Source organism: Micromonospora maris AB-18-032 (assembly GCF_000204155.1).
GTDB lineage: Bacteria > Actinomycetota > Actinomycetes > Mycobacteriales > Micromonosporaceae > Micromonospora > Micromonospora gifhornensis.
On the sequence record NC_015434.1, the window covers coordinates 64199 to 86872 of the forward strand.

21 protein-coding genes, 1 tRNA gene and 1 riboswitch are annotated in these 22674 nt (G+C 69.8%); of the genes, 14 read left to right on the forward strand and 8 right to left on the reverse strand.

Going from position 1 to position 22674, the window contains the following annotated elements; translation table 11 throughout:
* The first annotated feature begins 22 nt into the window (after window positions 1-22).
* The 5 genes from VAB18032_RS00335 to VAB18032_RS00355 all read left to right on the forward strand — a co-directional run bounded on the left by VAB18032_RS00335 (window position 23) and on the right by VAB18032_RS00355 (window position 6995).
* Window positions 23-1510, forward strand: a complete 1488-nt coding sequence (locus tag VAB18032_RS00335; RefSeq protein ID WP_013730764.1) for an FtsW/RodA/SpoVE family cell cycle protein — start codon at window positions 23-25, stop codon at window positions 1508-1510.
* Window positions 1507-3012, forward strand: a complete 1506-nt coding sequence (locus tag VAB18032_RS00340) for a peptidoglycan D,D-transpeptidase FtsI family protein (RefSeq protein WP_013730765.1) — start codon at window positions 1507-1509, stop codon at window positions 3010-3012. Before VAB18032_RS00335 ends, VAB18032_RS00340 begins: the two co-directional genes overlap by 4 nt.
* 1 nt (window position 3013) lies before the next feature.
* Window positions 3014-4420: a serine/threonine-protein kinase gene (locus tag VAB18032_RS00345; RefSeq protein ID WP_013730766.1), complete on the forward strand. Its 1407-nt coding sequence runs from the start codon at window positions 3014-3016 to the stop codon at window positions 4418-4420.
* Window positions 4417-6246, forward strand: coding sequence for a Stk1 family PASTA domain-containing Ser/Thr kinase (gene pknB, locus VAB18032_RS00350; RefSeq protein WP_013730767.1), 1830 nt, complete (start codon window positions 4417-4419; stop codon window positions 6244-6246). The genes VAB18032_RS00345 and pknB overlap by 4 nt, the downstream gene beginning before the upstream one ends.
* Window positions 6247-6311: 65 nt before the next feature.
* Window positions 6312-6995, forward strand: coding sequence for a SanA/YdcF family protein (locus tag VAB18032_RS00355; RefSeq protein ID WP_043722488.1), 684 nt, complete (start codon window positions 6312-6314; stop codon window positions 6993-6995).
* Between the two features lie 110 nt (window positions 6996-7105).
* Here the strand turns inward: VAB18032_RS00355 and VAB18032_RS00360 are convergent, their stop codons facing one another.
* Genes VAB18032_RS00360 through VAB18032_RS00375 form a run of 4 tightly spaced genes read right to left on the reverse strand, consistent with a single transcriptional unit; the run spans window position 7106 to window position 10768 of the window.
* Entirely contained in the window at window positions 7106-7756 is a 651-nt protein-coding gene (locus VAB18032_RS00360) for an aminodeoxychorismate/anthranilate synthase component II (protein ID WP_013730769.1), read from the reverse strand.
* 5 nt (window positions 7757-7761) lie between these two features.
* Window positions 7762-8064 (reverse strand): hypothetical protein, encoded by a 303-nt coding sequence (locus tag VAB18032_RS00365; RefSeq protein WP_013730770.1) that lies wholly within the window; start codon window positions 8062-8064, stop codon window positions 7762-7764.
* The gene (locus VAB18032_RS33410; RefSeq protein WP_081475986.1) at window positions 8064-9917 is read right to left on the reverse strand and encodes a class E sortase; all 1854 of its coding nucleotides are present in this window, start codon (window positions 9915-9917) and stop codon (window positions 8064-8066) included. Before VAB18032_RS33410 ends, VAB18032_RS00365 begins: the two co-directional genes overlap by 1 nt.
* A gap of 53 nt (window positions 9918-9970) precedes the next feature.
* On the reverse strand, window positions 9971-10768 hold the full coding sequence (locus VAB18032_RS00375; RefSeq protein WP_013730772.1) for a DUF881 domain-containing protein: 798 nt from the start codon (window positions 10766-10768) through the stop codon (window positions 9971-9973).
* A 223-nt stretch (window positions 10769-10991) separates the two neighbouring features.
* Here VAB18032_RS00375 and VAB18032_RS00380 point away from each other — a divergent pair, with 223 nt between their 5' ends.
* The 4 genes from VAB18032_RS00380 (at window position 10992) to VAB18032_RS00395 (ending at window position 16357) form a co-directional block, all read left to right on the forward strand.
* On the forward strand, window positions 10992-11255 hold the full coding sequence (locus VAB18032_RS00380; protein WP_013730773.1) for a cell division protein CrgA: 264 nt from the start codon (window positions 10992-10994) through the stop codon (window positions 11253-11255).
* Window positions 11256-11529: 274 nt separating this feature from the next.
* The gene (locus tag VAB18032_RS00385; protein WP_013730774.1) at window positions 11530-13728 is read left to right on the forward strand and encodes a (Fe-S)-binding protein; all 2199 of its coding nucleotides are present in this window, start codon (window positions 11530-11532) and stop codon (window positions 13726-13728) included.
* Window positions 13729-13982: 254 nt separating this feature from the next.
* Window positions 13983-14996: a C40 family peptidase gene (locus VAB18032_RS00390; protein WP_232510724.1), complete on the forward strand. Its 1014-nt coding sequence runs from the start codon at window positions 13983-13985 to the stop codon at window positions 14994-14996.
* A gap of 174 nt (window positions 14997-15170) precedes the next feature.
* Window positions 15171-15304: riboswitch (cyclic di-AMP (ydaO/yuaA leader) on the forward strand.
* A 12-nt stretch (window positions 15305-15316) separates the two neighbouring features.
* Window positions 15317-16357, forward strand: a complete 1041-nt coding sequence (locus VAB18032_RS00395; RefSeq protein WP_013730776.1) for a C40 family peptidase — start codon at window positions 15317-15319, stop codon at window positions 16355-16357.
* Window positions 16358-16396: 39 nt separating this feature from the next.
* Here the strand turns inward: VAB18032_RS00395 and dcd are convergent, their stop codons facing one another.
* Window positions 16397-16975 carry a dCTP deaminase gene (gene dcd, locus VAB18032_RS00400; RefSeq protein WP_013730777.1) on the reverse strand — a complete coding sequence of 193 codons (579 nt, stop codon included), beginning with the start codon at window positions 16973-16975 and terminating at the stop codon, window positions 16397-16399.
* Window positions 16976-17050: 75 nt separating this feature from the next.
* Between dcd and VAB18032_RS00405 the strand changes: the two genes are divergently transcribed.
* Window positions 17051-17596 carry a pyridoxamine 5'-phosphate oxidase family protein gene (locus tag VAB18032_RS00405; RefSeq protein WP_013730778.1) on the forward strand — a complete coding sequence of 182 codons (546 nt, stop codon included), beginning with the start codon at window positions 17051-17053 and terminating at the stop codon, window positions 17594-17596.
* A gap of 67 nt (window positions 17597-17663) precedes the next feature.
* Here the strand turns inward: VAB18032_RS00405 and VAB18032_RS00410 are convergent, their stop codons facing one another.
* On the reverse strand, window positions 17664-18674 hold the full coding sequence (locus VAB18032_RS00410) for a zinc metalloprotease (protein ID WP_013730779.1): 1011 nt from the start codon (window positions 18672-18674) through the stop codon (window positions 17664-17666).
* 214 nt (window positions 18675-18888) lie between these two features.
* Here VAB18032_RS00410 and VAB18032_RS00415 point away from each other — a divergent pair.
* Window positions 18889-18962, forward strand: a tRNA-Gly gene (locus tag VAB18032_RS00415).
* A gap of 81 nt (window positions 18963-19043) precedes the next feature.
* Here VAB18032_RS00415 and VAB18032_RS00420 read toward each other — a convergent pair.
* Entirely contained in the window at window positions 19044-19667 is a 624-nt protein-coding gene (locus VAB18032_RS00420; RefSeq protein WP_013730780.1) for an NAD(P)-dependent oxidoreductase, read from the reverse strand.
* A 101-nt stretch (window positions 19668-19768) separates the two neighbouring features.
* On the opposite strand from VAB18032_RS00420, the gene VAB18032_RS00425 reads away from it, so the two are divergent.
* Together VAB18032_RS00425 and VAB18032_RS00430 are read left to right on the forward strand one after the other, a co-directional pair.
* Complete coding sequence (locus VAB18032_RS00425) at window positions 19769-20155, forward strand: winged helix-turn-helix transcriptional regulator (protein WP_043719189.1); 387 nt, start codon at window positions 19769-19771, stop codon at window positions 20153-20155.
* Between the two features lie 216 nt (window positions 20156-20371).
* Window positions 20372-21604, forward strand: a complete 1233-nt coding sequence (locus VAB18032_RS00430; RefSeq protein WP_013730782.1) for a helix-turn-helix domain-containing protein — start codon at window positions 20372-20374, stop codon at window positions 21602-21604.
* Here VAB18032_RS00430 and VAB18032_RS00435 read toward each other — a convergent pair.
* Window positions 21593-22351, reverse strand: coding sequence for a helix-turn-helix domain-containing protein (locus VAB18032_RS00435; protein ID WP_086011261.1), 759 nt, complete (start codon window positions 22349-22351; stop codon window positions 21593-21595). The two genes, VAB18032_RS00430 and VAB18032_RS00435, sit on opposite strands and share 12 nt — an antisense overlap.
* Before the next feature lie 146 nt (window positions 22352-22497).
* Here VAB18032_RS00435 and VAB18032_RS32265 point away from each other — a divergent pair, with 146 nt between their 5' ends.
* Entirely contained in the window at window positions 22498-22668 is a 171-nt protein-coding gene (locus VAB18032_RS32265; RefSeq protein WP_169804604.1) for a hypothetical protein, read from the forward strand.
* The last annotated feature ends 6 nt before the right edge of the window (window positions 22669-22674 follow it).

Below are 22674 nucleotides of genomic sequence, written 5' to 3' on the forward strand. Positions count from 1 at the left end.
GGCTTCCGACCCGAGGACGATCGTGACCGCAGCGGCCACCCCGGCATCCTCGCCCGCGACCGCGGGCGAGCGGCCCGGCGTACGCCTGGCCCGGTCCCGACGCAACGCCGAACTGTCGCTGCTGCTGCTGGCCATGGCGCTGGTCGCCGCGTACGGGGCGATGGTCGAGGCGAACGTGCTCGACACGGTCACCCCGAACTTCTGGGTGCCGGCCGCGGTGCTCACCGCCGTGTTCCTCGGCATCCACGTGGCGATCCGGTTCCTGGCCCCGTTCGCCGACCCGGCCCTGCTGCCGGCGGTGGCGCTGCTCAACGGTCTCGGAGTCGGCTTCCTGCGCCGACTCGACCTGGGCAACGCGGCCCCGGAGGAGCGCGCCGACCTGGCCATCTTCGCCGGTACCGGTGGTCGGCAGCTGGCCTGGACCCTGCTCTCGGTGCTGCTCGCGGCCGGCCTGCTGGCCCTGGTGCGCGACCACCGTTCGATCTCGCGGTACGCGTACACCCTGGGGCTGGCCGGCATCGTGCTGGTCATGCTCCCGGCGGTGCTGCCGGCCAGCATCTCCGAGATCAACGGCGCGAAGCTCTGGATCCGCATCGGCAGTTTCTCCATCCAGCCCGGCGAGTTCGCCAAGCTGGCCCTGCTGGCCTTCTTCGCCTACTACCTGGTCCGCAAGCGCGAGGTGCTCTCGCTGGCCAGTCACCGGTTCCTCGGCATCGACTTCCCGCGCGGCCGTGACCTCGGTCCGGTGGTGGTGGTCTGGGTGATCAGCCTGCTGGTGTTGGTCTTCCAGAAGGACCTGGGCACCTCCCTGCTCTACTTCGGCATGTTCGTGGCGACGGTCTACATCGCCACCGAACGGGTCAGTTGGCTGCTCATCGGTCTCGTCCTGTTCTTCGGCGGCGCCTACCTGGCGTACGTGCTCGGTAAGTCGATCGGTGGGCCGTTCCTCAATTTCTCGGTCCGGGCCGACATCTGGCTGGACCCCTTCGCCAAGCCGTACGACGAGGGCTACCAGTTGGTGCAGGGGCTGCTGGCCCTGGGCACCGGTGGGTTGTTCGGGGCCGGGCCGGGTGGCGGCCAGCCGACGGAACTGCCCGAGGTGCAGAACGACTTCATCTTCGCCGGGATCGGTGAGGAGATCGGCCTGTTCGGGCTCTCCGCCCTGTTGGTGATCTACCTGCTGATCGTGGAGCGGGGGCTGCGGGCCGGCCTGGCGGTGCGGGACTCGTTCGGCAAGCTGCTCGCCGGTGGTCTGGCCTTCACCCTGGCGTTGCAGGTCTTCGTGATCGTCGGCGGGATCAGCAAGCTCATCCCGCTGACCGGTCAGACCACCCCGTTCCTGTCCGCCGGTGGCTCCTCGCTGATGGCGAACTGGCTGCTCATCGCGGTGCTGCTGCGGGTCTCCGACGCCGGTCGTCGGCCGGTCACCGGCGGCGGCAAGGTGAACCGTCCGTCCGGGGGCCCACCCGAGCAACTGCACGGTGCCCCCACGGAGGTGATCAAGCCGTGAACGCACCCCTGCGCCGGGTCGGTGTCGTCGTCATCGTCCTGTTCGGTCTGCTCTTCGCCAACCTCAACTGGATCCAGGCGTACAAGGCCGACGAATACCGCACCAGCGACTACAACAGTCGGGTCCAGGTCGCCGAGTACGAGCGTCGCCGGGGCAACATCGAGGCCGGCGGCACCGCCCTGGCGGTCAGCAAGGAGACCGACGGCAAGCTGACCTTCCTCCGTACCTACCCCGGCGGGGCGAAGTACGCCCACGTGCTCGGCTACAAGCCGGTCAACCTCGCCGACACCGGCATCGAGAAGTCCGAGAACGACTTCCTCGCCGGCACCAGCGACAAGCTCTTCGCCAACCGGATCAAGGACATGTTCACCGGCGACCGCACCGCCGGAGGCAACGTGCTGCTCACCCTCTCCCCGCGCGCCCAGGACGTCGCGTACGACCAGTTGCGCAACAACAACCGGGGGGCGAGCAAGGGGGCGGCGATCGCCATCGATCCGCGTACCGGGGCCGTGCAGGCCATGGTCTCCATACCCAGCTTCGACCCGAACCCGCTGGCCAGCCACAACACCAACGAGGCGGTCGCGGCGTACAACAAGCTGGATCAGGATCGGTCCCGCCCGCTGCGCAACCGGGCCCTCGGCGAGGTGCTGCCGCCCGGCTCCACCTTCAAGATCGTGGTGGCCGCCGCCGCGCTGGAGAACGGCATCGGCAAGGACACCAACATCTCGGCGGGCCCGAGCTACACCCCGCCCACCTCCGGTCAGTCGATCACCAACGCCGCGCCGTCGATCTGCCCGCAGGCGGAGGTGACCCTGATGAAGGCGGTCACCGACTCCTGCAACACCGGCTTCGCCAAGCTCGGCGTGCAACTCGGCCCCGATGCGATCAAGAAGAAGGCCCAGGACTTCGGCTTCGAGCAGGAGGACCTGACCGTGGGTCGGCTCGGCGAAGGCGGTCACGGGGTGGCGGCCAGCCGTACCGGCACCATGGAGAACCCGGACGGCGGCCCCGACCCGGCCGCGCTGGCCCAGTCCTCCATCGGGCAGCGTGACGTGCGGATGACCCCGCTGGAGGGGGCCATGATCGCTGCGGCGGTCGCCAACGGCGGCAGTCAGATGCGGCCGTACCTGGTGCGTCAGCTGCTCGCGCCGGACCGCACCACCGTCTACGACACCGCGAACCCGCGCGAGCTGCGCCGCCCGGTCAGCGGTCAGGTTGCCGCCGACCTGCGGGAGATGATGGTCAGCGTGGTGCGCAACGGCACCGGCCGCAACGCGCAGATCAACGGCTACACCGTGGGCGGCAAGACCGGTACCGCGCAGTCCGCGCCGGACCGCCCCGACCACGGTTGGTTCATCGGCTTCGCACTGGACTCCGACGGCAACCCCGTTTCGGCCGTCTGCGTCGTGCTCGAAGAGGCCGGCAGCGGCGGCAGCGCCGAGGCCGCCCGGATCGCCGGCCAGATCATGCGCGCCGCCATCGCCGACCCCGGGGGGCGCTGACATGCTCAGTCCGGGAGTACAGCTCGGTAACCGGTACCGCCTCGACGAGCGGATCGCCAGCGGCGGCATGGGCGACGTGTGGCGCGGCACCGACCAGGTGCTGGGGCGTACGGTCGCGGTCAAGAGCCTGCTCCCGGCGTTGCTGGACGAGCCGGGTTTCGCCGAGCGGTTCCGGGGCGAGGCCCGGACCATGGCGACGATCAACCACCCGGGCGTGGTCGACGTCTACGACTTCGGCAGCGACCAGCAGATCGCCTTCCTGGTGATGGAGTACATCGAGGGCGATCCGCTGTCGGCCACCCTCAGCCGGGTCGGCCGGCTCACCCCGGCCCGGACGATGGCGCTTGTCGCGCAGGCCGCCGACGCGCTGCACGCCGCCCACGTCAAGGGCATCGTGCACCGGGATGTGAAGCCCGGCAACCTGCTGGTCCGACCCAACGGCACGCTGGTGCTCACCGACTTCGGCATCGCCCGCTCCGAGCTGGTGGGTCAGCTCACCGCGGCCGGTTCGGTGCTCGGTACCGCGTCGTACATCTCGCCGGAGCAGGCCACCGGCCAGGTCGCCACCCCCGCCTCCGACGTGTACGCCCTCGGCGTGGTCGCCTACCAGTGCCTCGCTGGGCGTCGGCCGTTCGAGGGTGACAACCCGCTCGACATCGCCATGCGGCACGTCCGGGAGACGCCGCGTCCGCTGCCGTCGGACATTCCGCCGCAGGTCTGTGCGCTGGTCGAGCGGGCGATGGCCAAGGACCCGAAGGACCGCTGGGCGAGCGCCGCCGTACTGGCCGGGGTCGCCCGGCAACTGAAGGCGGCGCTGTCCCGGCAGGCACGTCCCGGTGGCTCGGCGCCCATCTCGGCGGCTCCGGCCTCACCGGCCCCCGTCGGGCGCAACCCGGCGACACCGCCGCCCGGCCGGGCCCAGGTGCCGCAGCCGCCCCGCCCACCCGCGGCACCGCATTCGCCGGCCGCACCCCGGCCGCCGGCCGCGCCACACGCGCCGGCGGCGGGTCACCGGCCGGTAGCCGCACGGCAGCCGGTGGCGCAGCCGCGTCCGACGACTGTCGCACCTGCGGCGACCGGTTACCCGCGCGGCGCAGCCCCGATTCCCCAGGCGTACGCCCCGCAGGCCGGTCAGTCACGGCCTGCGCCCAGGCGGTCACGGTCCGGCATGTGGTTCCTGGCGATCCTGCTGGGCACGCTGGTCGTGGTCTGTTCGGGCGTGGTTTCCTACAGGCTGAAGGACAGCATCAACAACAGCATGCCGGTCGAGGTGTCCGTGCACACGGTGACGTCCGGCGTGCTGGGGCCCGACGGGCGAGACGATCCGGCCCTGACGGCGTACCGTCGACTGGATCAGCCCCGACCGGGCGACGAGACGACGACGAGCGAAGGACGACGGACGCGATGACAGCGCAGGCCCGCCTGCTCGGGGGCAGGTACCAGGTCGGCGAGCTGCTCGGGTATGGCGGCATGGCCGAGGTGCACCGTGGCCGTGACCTTCGGCTCGGCCGGGACGTCGCGATCAAGATGCTCCGCACGGACCTCGCTCGGGACGCCACCTTCCAGATGCGTTTCCGCCGGGAGGCGCAGAACGCCGCCTCGCTGAACCATCCGGCGATCGTCGCGGTCTACGACACCGGCGAGGAGCAGGCACCCACCGGCGAAACCCTTCCGTTCATCGTGATGGAGTTCGTCAACGGGCGCACCCTCAAGGAGGTGCTCGGCGCCGAGGGCCGACTGCAACCCCGGCGGGCGCTGGAGATCTGCGCCGACATCTGCGCCGCCCTGGACTTCAGCCACCGGCACGGCATCATCCACCGCGACATCAAGCCCGGCAACGTGATGCTCACCCAGACCGGTCAGGTCAAGGTGATGGACTTCGGCATCGCCCGGGCCCTGGCCAGCGGCGCCACCACGATGACGCAGACCAGCGCGGTCATCGGCACCGCCCAGTATCTTTCGCCCGAGCAGGCCCGCGGCGAGGCCGTCGACGCCCGCTCCGACGTGTACGCCGCCGGTTGTGTGCTCTTCGAGCTGCTCTGCGGGCATCCGCCGTTCGTCGGCGACAGCCCGGTCAGCGTGGCCTACCAGCACGTCCGGGAGGCCCCGCCGACGCCGAGCGACCTCAACCCGGAGGTCAACCCGGCGGTCGACGCGATCGTGCTCAAGGCGCTGTCGAAGAACCCGCTCAACCGCTACCAGAGCGCCGGCGAGATGCGCGCGGACCTGCTCCGGGCGGCGGCCGGTCGGCCGGTGATGGCCACCCCGGTGCTGCGCGAGGACGAGACCGTGCCGATGTCCGCGGCCAGCGGCTCGGGCTACCCGTCGGGCGGGGCGACACAGACCCGCCAGATCCCGGCCCGGGTGGGTGACCCGCGTCAGCGGCGCGCCTCGTCCTGGCTGATCGCCATGTTCGCCGCGCTCGGCGTGCTCGCGGTGATCGCGCTGGTGGCCGCGCTGCTGCTCAACGACAAGACGCCCGAGGACGTGCCGGTGCCCACGTTGAGCGGGATGACCCAGCAGGAGGCGTTCGCCCGACTGGAGGCGGACGGCTTCCAGCCGGAGCGGGGTGACGACGTCTTCACCTCGGACTGCCGTAAGGGTCGGGTGACGAACCAGACCCCGCCCGCCGGGGAGAGGATCGCCCCGAACAGCACGGTCACCGTGCAGCTCTGCGGCGGCAAGCCGGAGGCGACCGTCCCGGAGGGGCTCGTCGGCAGCAAGGTCGAAAGCGCCACGTTGCGCATCGAGGAGCGCAAGCTCCGGGTCAAGACCGTGCCGAAGGACAGTGCCGAAGCGGCCGGGCTGGTGCTTGAGGTCGACCCGAAGGAAGGCGAGAAGGTCGCCGAGAACACCGTGATCACCCTCACCGTCTCCAAGGGCAACGTGGTCCGGGTACCGAACGTGGAGAACCTCACCGAGGCCGACGCGAAGCGGGAACTGGAGAACGCCGGCTTTGAGTGGAACGTGGAGATCGGCCCTGAGGTGCCCGCTGACCGGGCCGGTCGGGTGACCGACCAGAACCCCAACGCCGGTAGCCAGCGGACCAAGGGCACCAAGGTGACGATCTTCGTCTCGGTGCCGGAGCCGGAGGACGACGACCCGCCGACGTCGGCCCCGCCGACCGGGGATCCGACCACCCCACCGCCGGACGACGATGGTGGCGGTGGCAGTGGCGGTGGCGACGGCGAGCTGTTGCCGATCTTCCCGCCGTTCCGCCTGCCTGGAGAGTGACCGCGCCGGGCGAGTCGGGTCAGGGAGCCGGCGATCCCGCGGCGCGGGTGCCGGACGATCAGCCGGTGACCGGGCCGGTGCGTCGGCCGGGTCGCTGGCGACCGGTACGCCGGATCGCTGTCCTGGGGCTGTTGCTGCTCCTGCTCACCAGCCTGCCGTGGGTCTGGACGACAGTCGCCGCGTACGGCCACGTCCATGCCGTCGATGAGGCACCGGTCGCGGACGTGGTGATCGTCCTGGGCACGGCGGTGACCGAGGACGGACGCCAACCGGGCATCCGGTTGGCAGGCCGATTGGAGACCGCTGCCGAACTGGTGCGCCAGCAGCGGGCCCGGGTGGTCCTCGTCTCCGGCGACGGGCACGGTGCATCCGGTGACGAGACGGCGGCGATGACGGCCCACCTCACCGAGCAGCTCGGCGTCGATCCGCAGCGCATCGTCGCCGACCCGTACGGCCTGGACACGTACGACAGTTGTCGCCGCGCGCGGGAGGTGTACGGGGTCGAGCGGGCCCTGATCGTCACCCAGTCCTACCACCTGTCCCGGGCGGTGACACTCTGTCGGCAGCTGGGCGTGGACGCCGACGGGGTGCCCGCCCGCTGTACCGGCTGCGGCACCGGCCTGCTGTTGGAGAAGGCGGTACGGGACTACTTCGCCAGCGGCAAGGCCGCCTGGGACGCGATCCGCAACCGGCCCGCCGCAGTCGACTCGCCGGCACACTCGGGAGTCACCGACGCGCTGTCCGACTGAGCCCGCCCTGCTCCGGGGTGCCCACCTCCACCGGCCGCCGCTACCGGGCCGGTCGCGGTAGCGGTCGCTACCGGGCCGGTGTGGTCGGGTTGCTGGTGTCGGCCGTCGGCTCAGGTGGTGGCGAAGGCGGCCAGGCGGCGGGCGTCCACCTCGGCGGCCAGGGCCGGGGCGCGGTCCAGAGCTTCCGGGTGACCGCAGGTGGCGAGCCAGTTCGCCAACATCAGGTGGCCGCCCTCGGTGAGCACCGACTCGGGGTGGAACTGGACCCCCTCGATCGGCAGGGTGCGGTGCCGCATCGCCATCACGATGCCTGACTCGGTCCAGCCGGTGACTTCCAGCTCGTCCGGCAGCGTCTCGCGCAGCACCGCCAGGGAGTGGTAGCGGGTTGCCGTGAACGGATCGGGCAGCCCGGCGAGAACCCCGCTGTTGTCGTGGTGGACCTGCGAGGTCTTGCCGTGCAGCAACTCCGGTGCCCGGGTGACCGTGGCACCGAACGCCTCGCCGATCGCCTGGTGCCCCAGGCAGACACCGAAGATCGGCAGCTTGCCGGCGTACTCGCGGATGACGTCCAGGCAGATGCCGGCGCGATCCGGGCTGCCGGGCCCCGGCGAGAGCAGCACACCGGCCTCACCGAGCCGGCCCACCTCAGCGAGGTCGATCTCGTCGTTGCGCCGTACGTCGCACTCGACGCCGAGCTGGCCGAGGTACTGGACCAGGTTGAAGACGAACGAGTCGTAGTTGTCGATCACCAGGACGCGCATCGGTCTCACTCGTCCTCGTCGGGGGGTGGGGTGTTGTTCCGGTCGGTGTCGTACGGCAGATCGTGCTCGTCGCCCGCTGGTTCGTCGTCGGCCGGATCGGTGCCCGGCTCCACGTCACCGGGGGCGCCCGGCACCTCGGAGTCCTGCTGGGTGACCTGGACGTCCTCGCCGGTGAAGGGCAGCAGCGGCCCGGCCCAGGGGAAGACCACGTACCAGAGCAGCGCGACGACCGTGGTGGCGAGCAGCAGGCTGCCGATCAGCTTGCCGGGCAGCCCGAATGGCAGCTTGCGCCAGATCCACCCGTACATCAGGTCCCCAGCTCAGCCGGGCGTCCCTGGTCCTTCGACTGGGTACGCGTCAACTCCGCATGAATGATCAAGCGCTCGTAGTTGTCGAACTTCGGGTTGCAGGTGGTCAGGGTGAGCATCCGCTTCGTCGGCTTGGCTCCCGGACGTCCGGGAACCGGGGCCACCACCTCGACCTGGTGCGGCTTGACGATCACATTCTCGGTGACCTGGTAGACGTACCACTGGTCGCGGTCCTGGACGATGATCGGATCGCCCTTGCGAAGCTCGTCGAGACGCCAGAAGGTGGCCCGGTTGCGGTGCCCGGCGACGGAGAAGTTGCCCACCTGACCCGGCATGGCGCTCTCCGGGTAGTGGCCCGGGGCGTACCGGATGTCCTTCTGGGTCACGCCCTCGACCACGATCCATTCCTTGTCGAACTTCGGAATGAAGAGACCGGCGATCGGCTTGCCCTGCACCGGCGGCTTGGGTGAGGCGGAGGCGGAGGGAGTGGCCGAGGGGGCCACGGTCGGATCGCCCTCGGGCCCCCAGGCCTGCGCCAACTGCTGGCTCAGCTCGTCCTGGTGGGCGTCGACGATCGCCGACTTACCCCAGATCTCGTAGCCCGCGAAGAGCAGCACCACCAGGCCGAAGGTGATCAGCAGTTCACCGCCGAAGCGCAGACCGGTGCGTACGCGAGACCAGAAGGACGGGCGGGTCAGCTCCGAGTAGACGCTCTTGTAGCCCTCGCCCGTCTGCTCCGCCCGCAACTGCACCACCCGGTCGCCCCGGCGTGGCTTGGGTGGCTCGGTCGGCTGGTCGGCGCCGGCGGGCTCCTCGACCTGCGGCGGTCGGGGTACCGCACCCATCAGGGCGGTCGAGTCCATCGCGGGCGGCGTGCCAGGGCGGACGCCGGCCACCGCCGGAATCAGGGCGGTGGCCGCCTCGTCAGCCCGCCCGTCGGAACCGCCCGGTCCGGCCTGCTGGTGTGGCCCGCTGCGGGCCGGCTGCGGGCCGGACGCTGCGAAACCAGGCTGAGGGCCGTCCTGTGGAGCAGGGGCGGTCGAGTTCTGGCCAGGACGGCCCGGCTCCGTCGGCTGGCCCCCGCTCGCAGCCGGGGGCGGTGTCGCTGCGGCGTCCCCGATCCTGGGCATCAGCGCAGTCGGACCATCGCCCGACCAACCACTCAAAGCTGGTCCGCTCGGCACCCCCTGCCCCGGCTCAGCGCCGTGTCCTGGCGGCATGCCGTTCGGGTACGGCGCGCCACCTGCGTGCTGCGTGGCGGGAGGAGGCGGTGCTGCGTGCCCGCCGGGCTCAGCAGGCAGGTGCGGCACGGTGGGCCGCTGCGCCGAGGTGGCACCCGCAGGCGGTGCACCGGGTCCTTGCGACGCCATGGGTGCGTGTGACCGGACAGGTCCGGGCGGTGCAGTGGGCCACTGCGGTGCTGCCGGTCCCTGCGGCGCGGTGGGCGCTTGTCGCCCGTCGGACCGGTACGGCGTGGTGGGCCACTGCTGCGCGCTTGACGGCTGCGGTGCGGCCTGAGGGGCCTGCGGGGCGGGTACGCCGTTCTGGGGGCGCTGCGGCGTGAACGCGGCGCTCGCGGGCGGCTGGGGGGTGTCGGTCGGCCGACTCGGCTCGAACGCTCCTCGCCAGGGCGTCGGCCCGACGGGGATGTCCGGCTGGCCCGACGGCAGCGGTACCCCGGTGTTCTGGAGTGGGCCGTCGTTACTCGCCGGCGTGGACGGACGCGGCGGCACCGGCTCGGGCCAGGCGTTGGCCGGACGGGTGGGGGTCGGTTCGGCTCGGTCGACGCGGGGCAGGAAGGCGGTCGCCTCGTCGGCCTGGTCGCGGTGGCGACCGTCGGGACGCTCACTCATGACGGTGCTTCGGCCCCGGCACCGTGCTGATGACTAGATCACGCATGACGGCCTCACTCTGGCACCGTTGCCGAGCGCAGGGTGGTGGAATCCTCGAATGCGGGCACGGTGACCGTGGAAGCATGCTCGGAGTACCCGAGTTGGTAGTTTTCCACCGCGTTCCTGAACCACCGGACTCCCTCGGAAGCGGCGAGGGCCGCTCGAAGCGCGCCGGGATCGCCAATTGCCACGATCTTGAAGGGTGGGGAGTACACCCGGCCGTGCAGCAGCAGGGTGTTACCCACGCAGCGTACCGCGCTGGTCGCCAGAACGCGGACATTCATGATTGACATGGCCTCGGCACCGCCGGCCCAGAGCGCGTTCACCACGGCCTGCACGTCGCCCTGGTGCACGACGAGATCGTCGTTGCTGGCCCCTTCGGGGAGCTTGCCGAGTTGCGGCGCGTCGTTGAGCTCGACCGTCAGCCCGGGACCGGTCAGGGCGGTGAAGCCGGCGACCGCGAGGTTCTCCGTGGCCCGCTCCTGCTGTTCCTTGATCGGCGTGTCCGAGTCCGCGAGGTCGGTCGTACGGCTCTCGACCTCCCGGCGCAGCGTCGCCGCTCGCTCCTCGTTCAGGGCCACCCGCTCCCGGCGGTCCTCGATCAGCTCGGTGAGCTGAGGGCGGCGGTCCTCACGCAGCGCGGTGCCGCCGGCGGTGGTGGCCGTGGTCGTGAAGAGCAGGCCAGCGGCGGCGGCGATCAGCGGTACGCCGATCGACCAGCCAGGGCGTCGCCGCCGCCCGCGCCGCAGCAGGCCGGCGACAAGACGCCGCACCACCTTCTGCCACGAGGCTGCGCCGGACGTGTACTCCACGACCCGTTTCCCCCTGTCTCCGGCCCCGGCGACCGCATCCGTACGGTCGTGGTGGCCCTCGTCCGTCGTCCGTTCCCGGGTTGCCGGGCAACGGTCTGGCCCCCATTCGTGGATTGAGCGGGGCTTCCGGACTACGCTAGCTCTCGAACATTATTGGCCATGGACCGTCGCCCTCGCGCCCGGTTGCAGGCCGGACGAGGTCGTAACCCCTCTGGAGAGCGTCGTGCCCAAGTCTCAGGTCCGCAAGAAGAAGGTGTACACCCCGCCCACGGACGTCCGCCCGGCGGCGACAGCGGCGACGCGCAAGCCCAGCCCGATCTGGCTGCCGGTCACCGCCGTGTCGTTGATCGTGTTCGGCATCGGCTGGCTGGTGGTCTACTACCTCTCCGAGCAGGAGTACCCGGTCATGGAGCTGGGGTACTGGAACCTGGCGGTGGGTTTCGGCGCGATGGTCGGCTCGCTGATCCTGCTGTCTCGCTGGCGCTGATCCGCAGCTCATCCGGCAGCGCCGGGTGAGTCGTCGAGGGCCCCGTCGCGCGGATGCTGCGGCTGCCTCCTAGGGTGGGCGCAGGGCGGCGTGGCCCAGGTGCGAGAAGACTCACGTTACTGCTGGGTAACCTTGCGCGTAGGCTGCACTGCATGACCGAGCGGGACGGTCATCGACCGGTCCGGTTCGAGGTGCGCGGCGGCTGAGGTCGCGTACGCACCTCCGACCCGGTCGCCGAGCCGCTCGCCAGGCAGCAGACCGGGAGGCCAACTCGATGGGCAGCGTCCAGATCGTCACCACGATCCTCGCGGCCGCCATCACCGCCGTTGCGGTGTGGCTTGCGGTGCGCGCGGTCATGCAGATGACGGCCGTGATCCGGCTGGGTCAGCCCGACCCGTCCCGGTTCGGTGACAAGGCCAGCCGCACCAGGACCATGCTCGCGGAGACCGCCGGGCACACCCGGATGCTGCGCTGGAGCGTGGTCGGCGCGGCGCACTGGTTCGTGATGGTCGGCTTCATCGTGCTGTCGCTGTTGGTGCTCGAAGCGTACTTCGAGGTGGTGTCCCCGACCGGCGGGCTGCCGCTGATCGGCGGCTGGGCGCTCTACGGCCTGGTCACCGAGTGGATCGGCATCCTGGGCATCGTCGGCATCGTGGTGCTGATCGCGATCCGGCTCGCCAACCGGCCCACGAAGGCCGGTCGCCGCTCGCGGTTCACCGGGTCGACGATGTGGCAGGGCTACTTCGTCGAGGCGGTCGTCCTCGCCGTACTGATCATGGGTTTCCTGATCCGGGGCTTCAAGGTCGCCACCGACCACTTCGAGTACCCGACCTGGGCCACCCCGCTCAGCCACGCGGTCGGCTCGGCGCTGCCGGACTGGGAGTCCGGGGTCAGCGTCGCCGCCCTGATCAAGATCGCCATCTCGATGACCTGGCTCATCGTGATCTCGCTGAACGTGACAATGGGTGTGGCCTGGCACCGCTTCCTGGCCTTCCCCAACATCTTCTTCAAGCGCAAGCCGGGGGCGGCCGGCTCCGGCCTCGGCCCGCTGCGGCCGATGATGAGCGACGGCAAGCCGCTGGACTTCGAGGAGGCGGACCCCGAGAAGGACCAGTTCGGGGTGGCTCAGGTCGAGCAGTTCACCTGGAAGGGCCTGCTGGACTTCAGCACCTGCACGGAGTGCGGCCGGTGCCAGTCGCAGTGCCCGGCGTGGAACACCGGCAAGCCGCTGTCGCCGAAGCTGCTGGTGCTGAGCCTGCGGGATCACGCGTACGCCAAGGCGCCCTACCTGCTGGCCGGCGGCGGCAAGGACCTCACCGGCGAGGAGAAGGCCACCGCCGCGCAGCTCGCCCACGTCGACGTGCTGGCGCTCGCCGAGGCGGAGAAGCCGCTGATCGGCGACGCCGAGGCCGGCGGTGTGATCGACCCGGACGTGCTCTGGTCCTGCACCACCTGCGGCGCCTGCGTCGAGCAGTGCCCGGTGGACATCGAGCACGTCGACCACATCGTCGACATGCGGCGTTACCAGGTGCTGATCGAGTCGAGCTTCCCCTCCGAGGCCGGCGTGATGCTGCGCAACCTGGAGAACAAGGGCAACCCGTGGGGTGCGCCGCAGAACACCCGGGAGGACTGGACCAAGGGCCTCGACTTCGAGGTGCCGCGCGTCGGCGAGGTCGACGACTTCGAGTACCTGTTCTGGGTGGGTTGCGCCGGTGCGTTCGAGGACCGGGCCAAGAAGACCACCCGCGCGGTGGCCACGCTGCTGAACGAGGCGGGCGTCTCCTTCGCCATCCTCGGTGAGGGCGAGACCTGCTCGGGTGACCCGGCCCGCCGCATCGGCAACGAGTTCGTCTTCCAGATGCTCGCCCAGCAGAACGTGGAGACCCTCAACGAGGCGTTCTCCGGCCGCGAGAAGGCCAAGCGGAAGATCGTCGCCACCTGTCCGCACTGCTTCAACACCCTGGGCAACGAGTACGGCCAGCTCGGCGGCGAGTTCGAGGTGGTGCACCACACCCAGTTGCTGGCGCATCTGGTCGCCACCGGCAAGCTCACCCCGGTGCAGCCGGTCGACGGCGGCGTCACGTACCACGACCCGTGCTACCTCGGGCGGCACAACCGGGTCTTCACCCCGCCGCGTGAGGTGCTGGGCAGTGCGCTGGGCGCCGGCGAGATCACCGAGATGCCGCGCAACAGCGAGCGCTCCTTCTGCTGCGGCGCCGGTGGCGCGCGGATGTGGATGGAGGAGCGGATCGGTAAGCGGATCAATGTGGACCGGGTCGAGGAGGCCATGTCCACCGGGGCGAAGACCATCGCCGTCGGCTGTCCGTTCTGCTCGACGATGCTCACCGACGGAGTGAACGGCAAGGGCGCCGGCGAGCAGGTCGAGGTGGTCGATGTGGCGAGCGTCCTACTGCGGTCGGTCCGCCCCGAGCAGGCCCGGGGCGCCGAGGAGGGCGAGCCGGTCGGCAGCTGAGCAAGGCCTGAACAGCTACGGGGTACGGCGGGCTCACGTGGTCCGTCGTACCCCGTATTCATATTTACCCGCGTGACTATAACGAAATGATCGACACCCTTTGTGCGCAACCGGTCGCGCAAACGTGAATCGTTCGTTGGTCGCCTTGATTCCGCCCGGTGCCTTCCCTAATGTTGGGCACCGACCGCCGTAGGTCGTCTGTTCCGCCCCTCTACCGCCCGCGGGACACCCGGCGGTCGGTTGCAAAGGAGTCGCTGCCGGTGGCAACCATGCCCCTCCATCGTCACGTGCCCGGACGGTCGAGCCGTCCAGGTGGCCTGCGGAGAGCCGCTCACCGTCTGCTCGTCCTGGTGGCTGCCGCCGCAGTCGGCGCTGGCCTGCTCTCCGCCCCCGCGCACGCCGAGCCCTCGGTGGAGGAGATCGAGCGTCAGATCGACAAGCAGTGGCAGCAGCTTGAGCCCACCATCGAGCAGTACAACAAGGTGCGGTCGCAGCTGAAGGTCAACCGGAAGAAGTCGGCCGACCTGCAGAAGAAGATCCAGCCGCTGGCCCTGGAAGCCGAACTGGCCATGAACCGGGTGGCGGACCTCGCCTCGCGGTACTACGTGAACGGACCGTCCCAGGAAATCGGCGCGGTGCTGCTGAACGCCAAGCCGGACCTGCTCGGCGAGCAGATGGCCATGCTGGAGCGGCTGGCGGCGTACGAGCGCCAGCAGCTCGAGAGCGTGATGAAGGTCCGCAAGAAGTACGACACGCAGAAGGCCAAGCTCGACGCGCTGATCGCCGACCAGGAGGCGAAGGAAAAGCAGCTCGCGGCGAAGAAGAAGCAGATCGACGCCAAGATCAAGCAACTTGAGCGGTCGCTGCCGGTGACCACGGTCAAGACCACCAACTGCCCGACCATCAACGGGGTGGTCAGCGCGGCGGCCCGCACCGCCATCAAGGTGGCCTGCGCCCAGGTCGGCAAGCCGTACGTCTGGGGTGCCACCGGCCCGAACTCGTTCGACTGCTCCGGGCTGACCCAGTACGCGTACAAGGCCGCCGGCATCTACCTGACGCACTTCACCGGTGCGCAGTGGAACGAGGGCAAGGCCATTTCCAGGTCTGAGGCCCGCCCCGGCGATCTGGTCTTCTTCCGTAGTGACCTGAGTCACGTCGGCCTCTATCTGGGCAACAATCTGATGGTGCACGCACCCAGAGCGGGCAAGCCGGTGAACGTCTCCCCGATCACCACGATGCCGATCGCCGGCTTCCGCCGACCCGGCTGAGCGAGCAGACAGGAACATCACCAGGGCCCTCGGTCAAGCGACCGGGGGCCCTGTTCGTTGTCGGATTTGTGCACCGTGAGTGATGGTGTGGATGTGTTGCGTATCGACGGGGATCGTCCCTACGCTGGGCAATCGTCGGGTCCGATGGCAGTTCCGTCCACCAGGGGCGGTAACGGTCCGACACCGCCGAGTCGCTTGCGCGAGCCGGGGATCCAGGTTCCCGGGGTGAATCCGCGATCACCGCGGTAGGGCGCTCCCTTCCCGCCCGAACCCGTCAGCTAACCCGGTAGGCGGTACGGGAAGAAGGAGTACGGAGCCCGGTGGCACACCATGCCCCGCGGCCACCGTCAGCACGGCCGGCGACGCCCGGCCCGACGACGGCTGCGCCGCGATCCCGCTGGTACCGCTGCACCACCGCACTCGCCGCCCTGTCCGCGACCGCCGTCATGCTGACCGGCGGCGCGACGGCGGCCCACGCCGAGCCGACGGTCGACGCCATCGAGCGCCAGATCGACGCGGACTGGAACCGGCTCGAACCACTCATCGAACGCCACAACTCCACCCGGCAGGATCTCGCCGGTAAGCGCCGGGAGGCCGACGCCCTGGCCGCTCGGATCGCACCGCTTGAGCAGCAGGTCGACGCGGCGATGACCCGGGTCGGCGCGCTGGCGGCACGGGCGTACAAGGGCGGCACGGTCGGTGCCGTCAACGCCCTGCTGGACAGCAGGTCGCCCGGCGAGGTCGTGGAGCAGATCGGCCTGCTCAACCGCTACGCCCACTTCCAGCAACAGGACGTACGCGAGGCGAGCGAACTGCGCGACGAACTCACCACCGCCAAGGCCGGGCTGGAGCGCACCATCGACCAGTTGGCCCGTACCGAGGCCGAGCTCGCGCAGAAGCGCCGCCAGATCGACGCCGAGATCGACCGGTTGCAGCGGCTCCGGCTGCGGGCGTACGGCAATGGAGGCGGCGGCCCGCTGCGTCCGGCGCCCTGCCCGGCCGGCTATCCGGGCGGGCCGGCGGGGGTGGCGGTGAAGTTCGCCTGCGCCCAGATCGGCAAGCCGTACGTGTGGGGGGCCGAGGGACCCCACGCGTACGACTGCTCGGGTCTGATGCTGGCCGCCTGGGCGCGGGCCGGGGTGGCGCTACCGCACAACGCGGCCCGGCAGCGTCAGGTCACCGCGTCGGTCAGCCGCAGCGCCCTACGCCCGGGTGACCTGGTCTTCTACTACCGCGATCTGCACCACGTCGGCATGTACGTGGGTGACGGCTGGGTGGTGCACGCCTCCCGCGCCGGTCAGCCGGTGAAGATGAAACGGATGGACACCAGCCCCATCCACAGCTTCGGCCGACCCGGCTGAGTGTTGTCCTGACTGAGCTTGGGCCTGGCGTTGGTGTGGTCAGCGGGTCGGCCAGGTGCGCCAGTTCTGCCAGGCCCGGCTCGGCGTCGGCCCGCGCTGCCCCTGGTAGCGGGAGCCGTAGACGGCCGATCCGTACGGGTGCTCGGCCGGCGAGGAGAGCCGGAAGATGCAGAGCTGACCGATCTTCATGCCGGGCCAGAGGGTGATCGGCAGGTTCGCCACGTTGGACAGTTCCAGCGTGACGTGCCCGGAGAAGCCGGGGTCGATGAAGCCGGCGGTGGAGTGGGTGAGCAGGCCCAGGCGCCCCAGGCTGGACTTGCCTTCCAGTCGACCGGCCAACTGGTCGCCGAGGGAGATGACCTCCAGGGTGGAGGCGAGCACGAACTCGCCCGGGTGCAGCACGAAGGGCTCGCCGTCGGGCACCTCGACCGGTGAGGTCAGGTCGTCCTGCCGGGTCGCCGGGTCGATGTGGGTGTAGAGGTGGTTGTTGAAGACCCGGAACAGCTTGTCCAGGCGTACGTCGATGCTGGACGGCTGCACCAGCGTGGGCTCGAAGGGCTCCAGCGCGAGCGTGCCCGCCTTGATCTCGGAGACCAGGTCGCGGTCGGAGAGCAGCATCGCCACACCATACCGATATGGCTGACCTGCGTGTCGCGCTACCTGTCTAGAACGTATGTTCGATAAGATGTCGACATGGCTTCCTGGTCCGAATTCGCCGCTGACGAGCCTCGACTCGCCGACGAGATCCGCCTTCTCATGCAGCAATACGGCCCGGGCTTCGGCTACCTGGCCACGGTCCGCGCCGACGGCGGGCCCCGGGTGCACCCGGTCTCCCCGGTGATCACCGACGACGGTCTCTACTGCTTTGTGATCGACTCGCCGAAGCGGCGCGACCTGGAACGCGACGGCCGCTATGCCCTGCACTCCTTCCCGCCGGAGGAGAGCGACGACGAGGCGTACGTCGCCGGTCGGGCCTGGCCGGTCACCGACGACGCCACCGTGGCCCGCCTGGCGCTTGCCGCCCGCGCCGCGCCGCAGGTCGACTGGCGGCTGTTCGAGTTCACGATCGAGGTCGCGATGCTCAGCCGCCGCGGCCACGCCAACTCCGACGTGCCGGGCGAGCACGGCGGGGCGCCGGCCGTCCAGGTCTGGCTCGATCCGACAGCCACCGCCCCGCAGGCGCAGCGGCCCGCGTCGTTGGCGGCCCACTCCGCCCGCCGCGCCCGCTGCGCGGCCTGACACCAGCCGGTGCCGGCCCCGTCGAACGGGACCGGCACCGGAGGCGGTACGTGCCGAAGGGCTCGCGTCAGGCGGCTCGGTAGGTGTTCCAGGCGCTGATCATGCGGCTGGCCTGGCCCGGAGTGAACTGGTACATGCAGGAGTCGTACGAGTAGTCCATGAAGTTGGTGATCGGGTCGAGGCCCGGGGCGGAGCAGGTGTCCCGACCGGTCGGGCAGCCGCTCGCCGGGGAAGCCTCCGCCGGGGTGTCCGAGACCTGGTCACCCGAGCCGGAGCAGCCGCCCTGGAAGGTGTGGTACAGGTTCAGCCAGTGCCCGACCTCGTGGGTGCCGGTGTCGCCCTGGTTGTAGTTGGTGGCCGTGCCGCCGGGCAGCGACTCACTCAGCACCACGACGCCGTCCATGCTGTTCAGCGTGGTCTGCGGGAAGGTCGCCCAGCCGAGCAGGTTGTTGCTCAGCGCCCCCAGGTAGATGTTCAGCGTGTTCTTGCCGCCGACCCGCAACTGGGTCTTCATCTGCCGCTCGGCGGTGGTGCCCTGCCGGATCGGGTACCACGACGTGTTGGTGACCCGGTTGATGCTCTGCAACTGGAAGGCGAAGGCGGTCGCCGCCCCACCGGTTGCCCCGCTGAACGCCTGGTTGAGCACGTTGATCTGCGATTGGATCATCGAGTCGGGGATGTTTCCGCCGGCGCGGGTGGTGTCCCTCCGGATCACGTGCACCACGACCGGGATGGTGACCGACGCGGCGGCGGCCTGGGTGCCGAGGTTACGCTGACCGACCCGCTTGGCCCGCTCCTGGAGCAGGTCGGCGAACTCGGCCTCCCGCTGGAGGACCTGGCTCTTGGTCAGCTCGTTCGGGTCGTGCGCGAGGACACCGCCACCGCGGACCCGGGCCGCGCTGCCGGTGGGTTCCGCGCACTCCTCGTCGGCGTGCGCGTGCCCGGCGGCCATCGCCGGACTGGCGGAGATGGTGGCGGCCGGCAGCGCGCCCACCGTTACCAGGCCGAGCGCCATGACCAGTGACGTCGATGCGATGCCGGCGAGGCGCCGGTTCAGCAGGACGGGACGGAGTCCCATAAGCCCACCTCTTTCTGTCGACGCGACCGGGGGGTTGTGTCGCGCCGTGCGGAAAACGTGGGGCAGACGTTACAACCCATCGATAGATTTGAGAATGGGCATATGTTGCTTGGGGTGAAACTTCTTGCCGGTCGTTGATCGCCTCGGCGGTCCGGGTGGCGAGCGGGGTGCCTGGGTGCACGGGGGCAGTGACTCAGGTACAGTGGTCCCGCTTGCGGGTGTAGTTCAATGGCAGAACATCAGCTTCCCAAGCTGACAGTGCGGGTTCGATTCCCGTCACCCGCTCCACGCGAGAGGCCCTGATCAGGACGTGAGTTCCGGTCAGGGCCTTCGATTTTCCAAGGTAAACGATCATGAGAATCCTGGGTATCACAGCTCCCGAACACTCAAGGCGACGCGGTGGTGGCGAGGTGCCTCGATCTCGTCGAGCAGTGCGATCGCGAAGTCCGCGTAGCTGATCCGACTGGCCGCATCGCCGTGATCGGCGAGCCGGTAATGGCCGGTGCGCGTGCCCTCGTGATCGAAGTCGCCTGCGGGAGCCATGTACGCCCAGTCGAGGTCGCAGGTCTGAAGCTCTTCAAGTCCTGCTGCGTGGCCAAGGTAGAAGGAGCGGTACTCGTTCGGGTAGCCGGGCTCGTCCATCAGGGCCGCGCCGGACGCCCCGGGCATGATCGATGCGAGGCCGACCACCACCAGACGGCGCACGCCCGCCTTCGCCAGCCCGGTGGCCAGGGCGCGTGACGAGGCAGTGAAGAAGTCGTGCGGTGACACGGACAGGTCCACGGCCGCGCTGATGGCGGCGTCATGCCCGGCGGCTACGGCCGCGATGCTCACCGCGTCCGTAACGTCGCCAGCCACGATTCGCACGTCGGCCAGGTTGTTGTGGCGTGCGGGGTCGCGCACCACGGCAGTGACCTGGTGGCCGCGCCGACGTGCCTCGGCGACGACCTGCCGTCCGGCCCGGCCGCCCGCGCCGAAGACCACGATGTTCATGAGCAATGCCTCTCACCAGGGCCAGAGCCCGTGCGTCCGGCCAGTCAGCCGACGCTATCGAGGGTCATGGTTACCACCGGGATACCAGCTATCGTGGGGCCATGAGGCAGCCCCTGCCCGCTGACATGTTCGACGAGCTGTGCCCGTCCTCGCTCACTCCGATCCGATTCGGCGACAAGTGGGCGGCGCTGATCATCCGTTGCCTTGAGCATGGGCCTCGCCGGTTCTCCGAACTGCGCGTGCCGCTGCGCCGCGTCACCCCCAAGGTCCTCACCCAGTCGCTGCGCTCCCTCGAACGCGATGGCCTGGTCAAGCGCACGGTCTACGCCGAACTCGCCCCGCATGTCGAGTACGAGCTGACGCCGGTGGGCCGCAGCATGCTCGAACCGATGGCGGTCGCGTGCGCGTGGGCTGAGCAGCATTGGAACGAACTGCTCGATGCCCGAGAGTCGTACGACAACGCCACCCGCCTCGACCGCGCCGGATGACACTGTGCCGCACTAATCCGCTGACGTGTTGTACCGGTCGAGCGTTGTCTGGCGTCGTTCGGTGACGGCGTTTGGCGGCCGCGATTGTCAGTGCGCTTTTGCTGACGCTGAAAACCCCGGAGTGTGAGGGGTTATGGGGTGGCCTGCCTGTCGGTAGCGTGGTGATTGCGGCCGATGGGTCGGTGGTCTTCGCTGCGCTACGCGAGGAGGTTCCGGGTGGATTCCTTGCCGGAGTTGACGTTCGGGCAGCGGTTGAAGGTCTACCGGGAGCGGTCCGGGAAGACTCGTGCGGTGCTCGGTGGGCTGGTGGGGCGTAGCGCCGAGTGGGTCAAGGCGGTGGAGACGGATCGGATTCTGCCGCCGCGCATTCATATGCTGGATCGGATCGCGCGTGCCCTGAAGATCGACGTGTCGGTATTGGCCGTAGAACTGGGTGACCGGTCTGCGACGGTCAACGGACCGGAGCATCCGGCTCTGGCGTCGGTTCGGGATGCCGTGAACCGCATCCCGCTCTCTGGTTACACCCCGGCGGAGTCGTTGGCCGGTCTGAGGGAGCGGCTTGCGGTGGCGTGGCGGGCGCGGCATCAGGCGTCGGATCACCGTACGGTGCTGGGCGGGTTGTTGCCGGGGTTGCTGCGCGACGGGCAGCGGGCCGTGTTGGCGTACGAGGGTGACCAGCGGCGGCAGGCGCAGGCCCTGCTGGCGGAGACGCTCGGGCTGGCCCAGATGTTCATCGCGTACCAGCCCGCTGCCGAGTTGCTCTGGCGGGTGGCGGATCGGGCGATGGTGGCGGCGCAGGAGTCCGGTGATCCGGAGGCGATCGCGTGTGCGGGGTGGTTCCTGTGTCAGGTGCATCGGGACGCCGGTGACTGGGACACCGCGATGGCGGTGACGCTTGACGTGCTGTCGGCCCTGGAGTCGCGGGCAGCCGACGGAAGCACGAATCTGCTGGCCTTGTGGGGTGCGTTGAACTTCGAAGCCGCCTACACCGCTGCCCGTGCCGGTGAGGAAGGGCGAGCCTGGCGGTACTGGGACCGTGCGGACCAGGTGGCACAGCGCCTGCCGAAGGCCTTCTACCAGCCGCAGACGTCGTTCTCCCAGGTCATCATGGGTGCTCATGCGGTGACCGTGGCAGTGGAGCTGCAGAAATCCGGCGAGGCGGCGCGGCAGGCCCGCCGTCATGATGCGGCGGCGATCCCGTCGCGGCCGCGTCGGGCACGCCATCTCATCGAGGTCGCGCGGGCGCACTACGGCAAGGACGACAAGGAAGCGACCGTGGCGACGCTGCGGAAGGCGTACGAGTCGGCTCCGGAGACGATCCGCTTCAACGGGTACGCCCGTCAGATCACCTTGGACCTGCTCGACGGGCCGCGTTCCATCCGAGACGACGCCCGTGACCTCGCGGTCAAGGTCAGTGCCGACTTCGGCGACCACCCCCTATTCCGCTGACGTGTTGTACAGGTCCAGCGTTGCCTTCGAGGTGGAGGCGTCGCGGAAGATGAGCTCCCATGGGCCGGTGTTGACGTCCATGTCCTTGCCGAACCCGACCCATTTTCCGGCCATCCGTCGACCTGTGGGCTCGGCGAGTAGTTGGATCGCGCCGTGATAGCGGGCGCCCCGGTAGTAGCCGGCCGGGTCGGTCTGCTCGACCCACGTTCCGGTGACCACGGCACCGTCCACGGTGAGGTCGAGCGACAGAGACGATGAGGCCGAGCCGGGCAGGCTGCGCGCGGTCAGTCGGTCTCCGTGCTGGAGCATGACCAGGAAGTGCTGCCCGGCGAAGGAATCTCCCCGGCCGCTGGAGTAGTACTGGTAGCGACTGAGCCAGACGCCTTCGTAGGACCTGTGGACCGTCGCTGTCCTGGCGCTTGGCGTCGGTGTGGCCAGGTCGGACATCGGAGTTGTCAAGTCGTGGCCGCCGTGTTGATCGTCGGCGACATTGCCGTTGGGCACGGCGGCGAAGCCGAGTAGCGAGATGGGTAGGCCGGTGACGACCTCCAGCGCGCGGGCGTAGACCGGTCGTGGCGCGGTGATCGCGCCGGACTCCCATCGCTGGACGAGTCTCTTGTTGGCGTCGTTGGGCTCGCCGACACGGTGGCCGGCGGCCTGGAGCGCGCGGGCGAAGTCGTCCTGGCTCATGCGCATGCCGGTGCGGACAGCGCGCAGGGCGGTGTTCGGGACGGTCATGAGCGCCAACCATAGCGGTATGTCGCCTAAATGTCGCCGGGTATGTGGTCAGTTTGTCGGGTCTTGTGCCGTCGCAGTCGGTGACATCTCGACGTCATTGTGGAACGGACTCGGCGATCGAGCTTGCCGCTGTTCTTCTGCTGACGGAGGTGGGGATGCCAGGTGATGGCGACAACCCGGCAATGAGTCGGGGCGAGCAGATCCAGGCAGCAGAGCGGGAGGCGGCGAGGCGGCGGCTGCTCGCCGGGGCTGAAGCGGATCGGATACCGGCGGAGGAGATCACCCGGGCGGTGCCGGAGCAGCGGTGGCGTTATGGACGGCGTTGAGCGGTC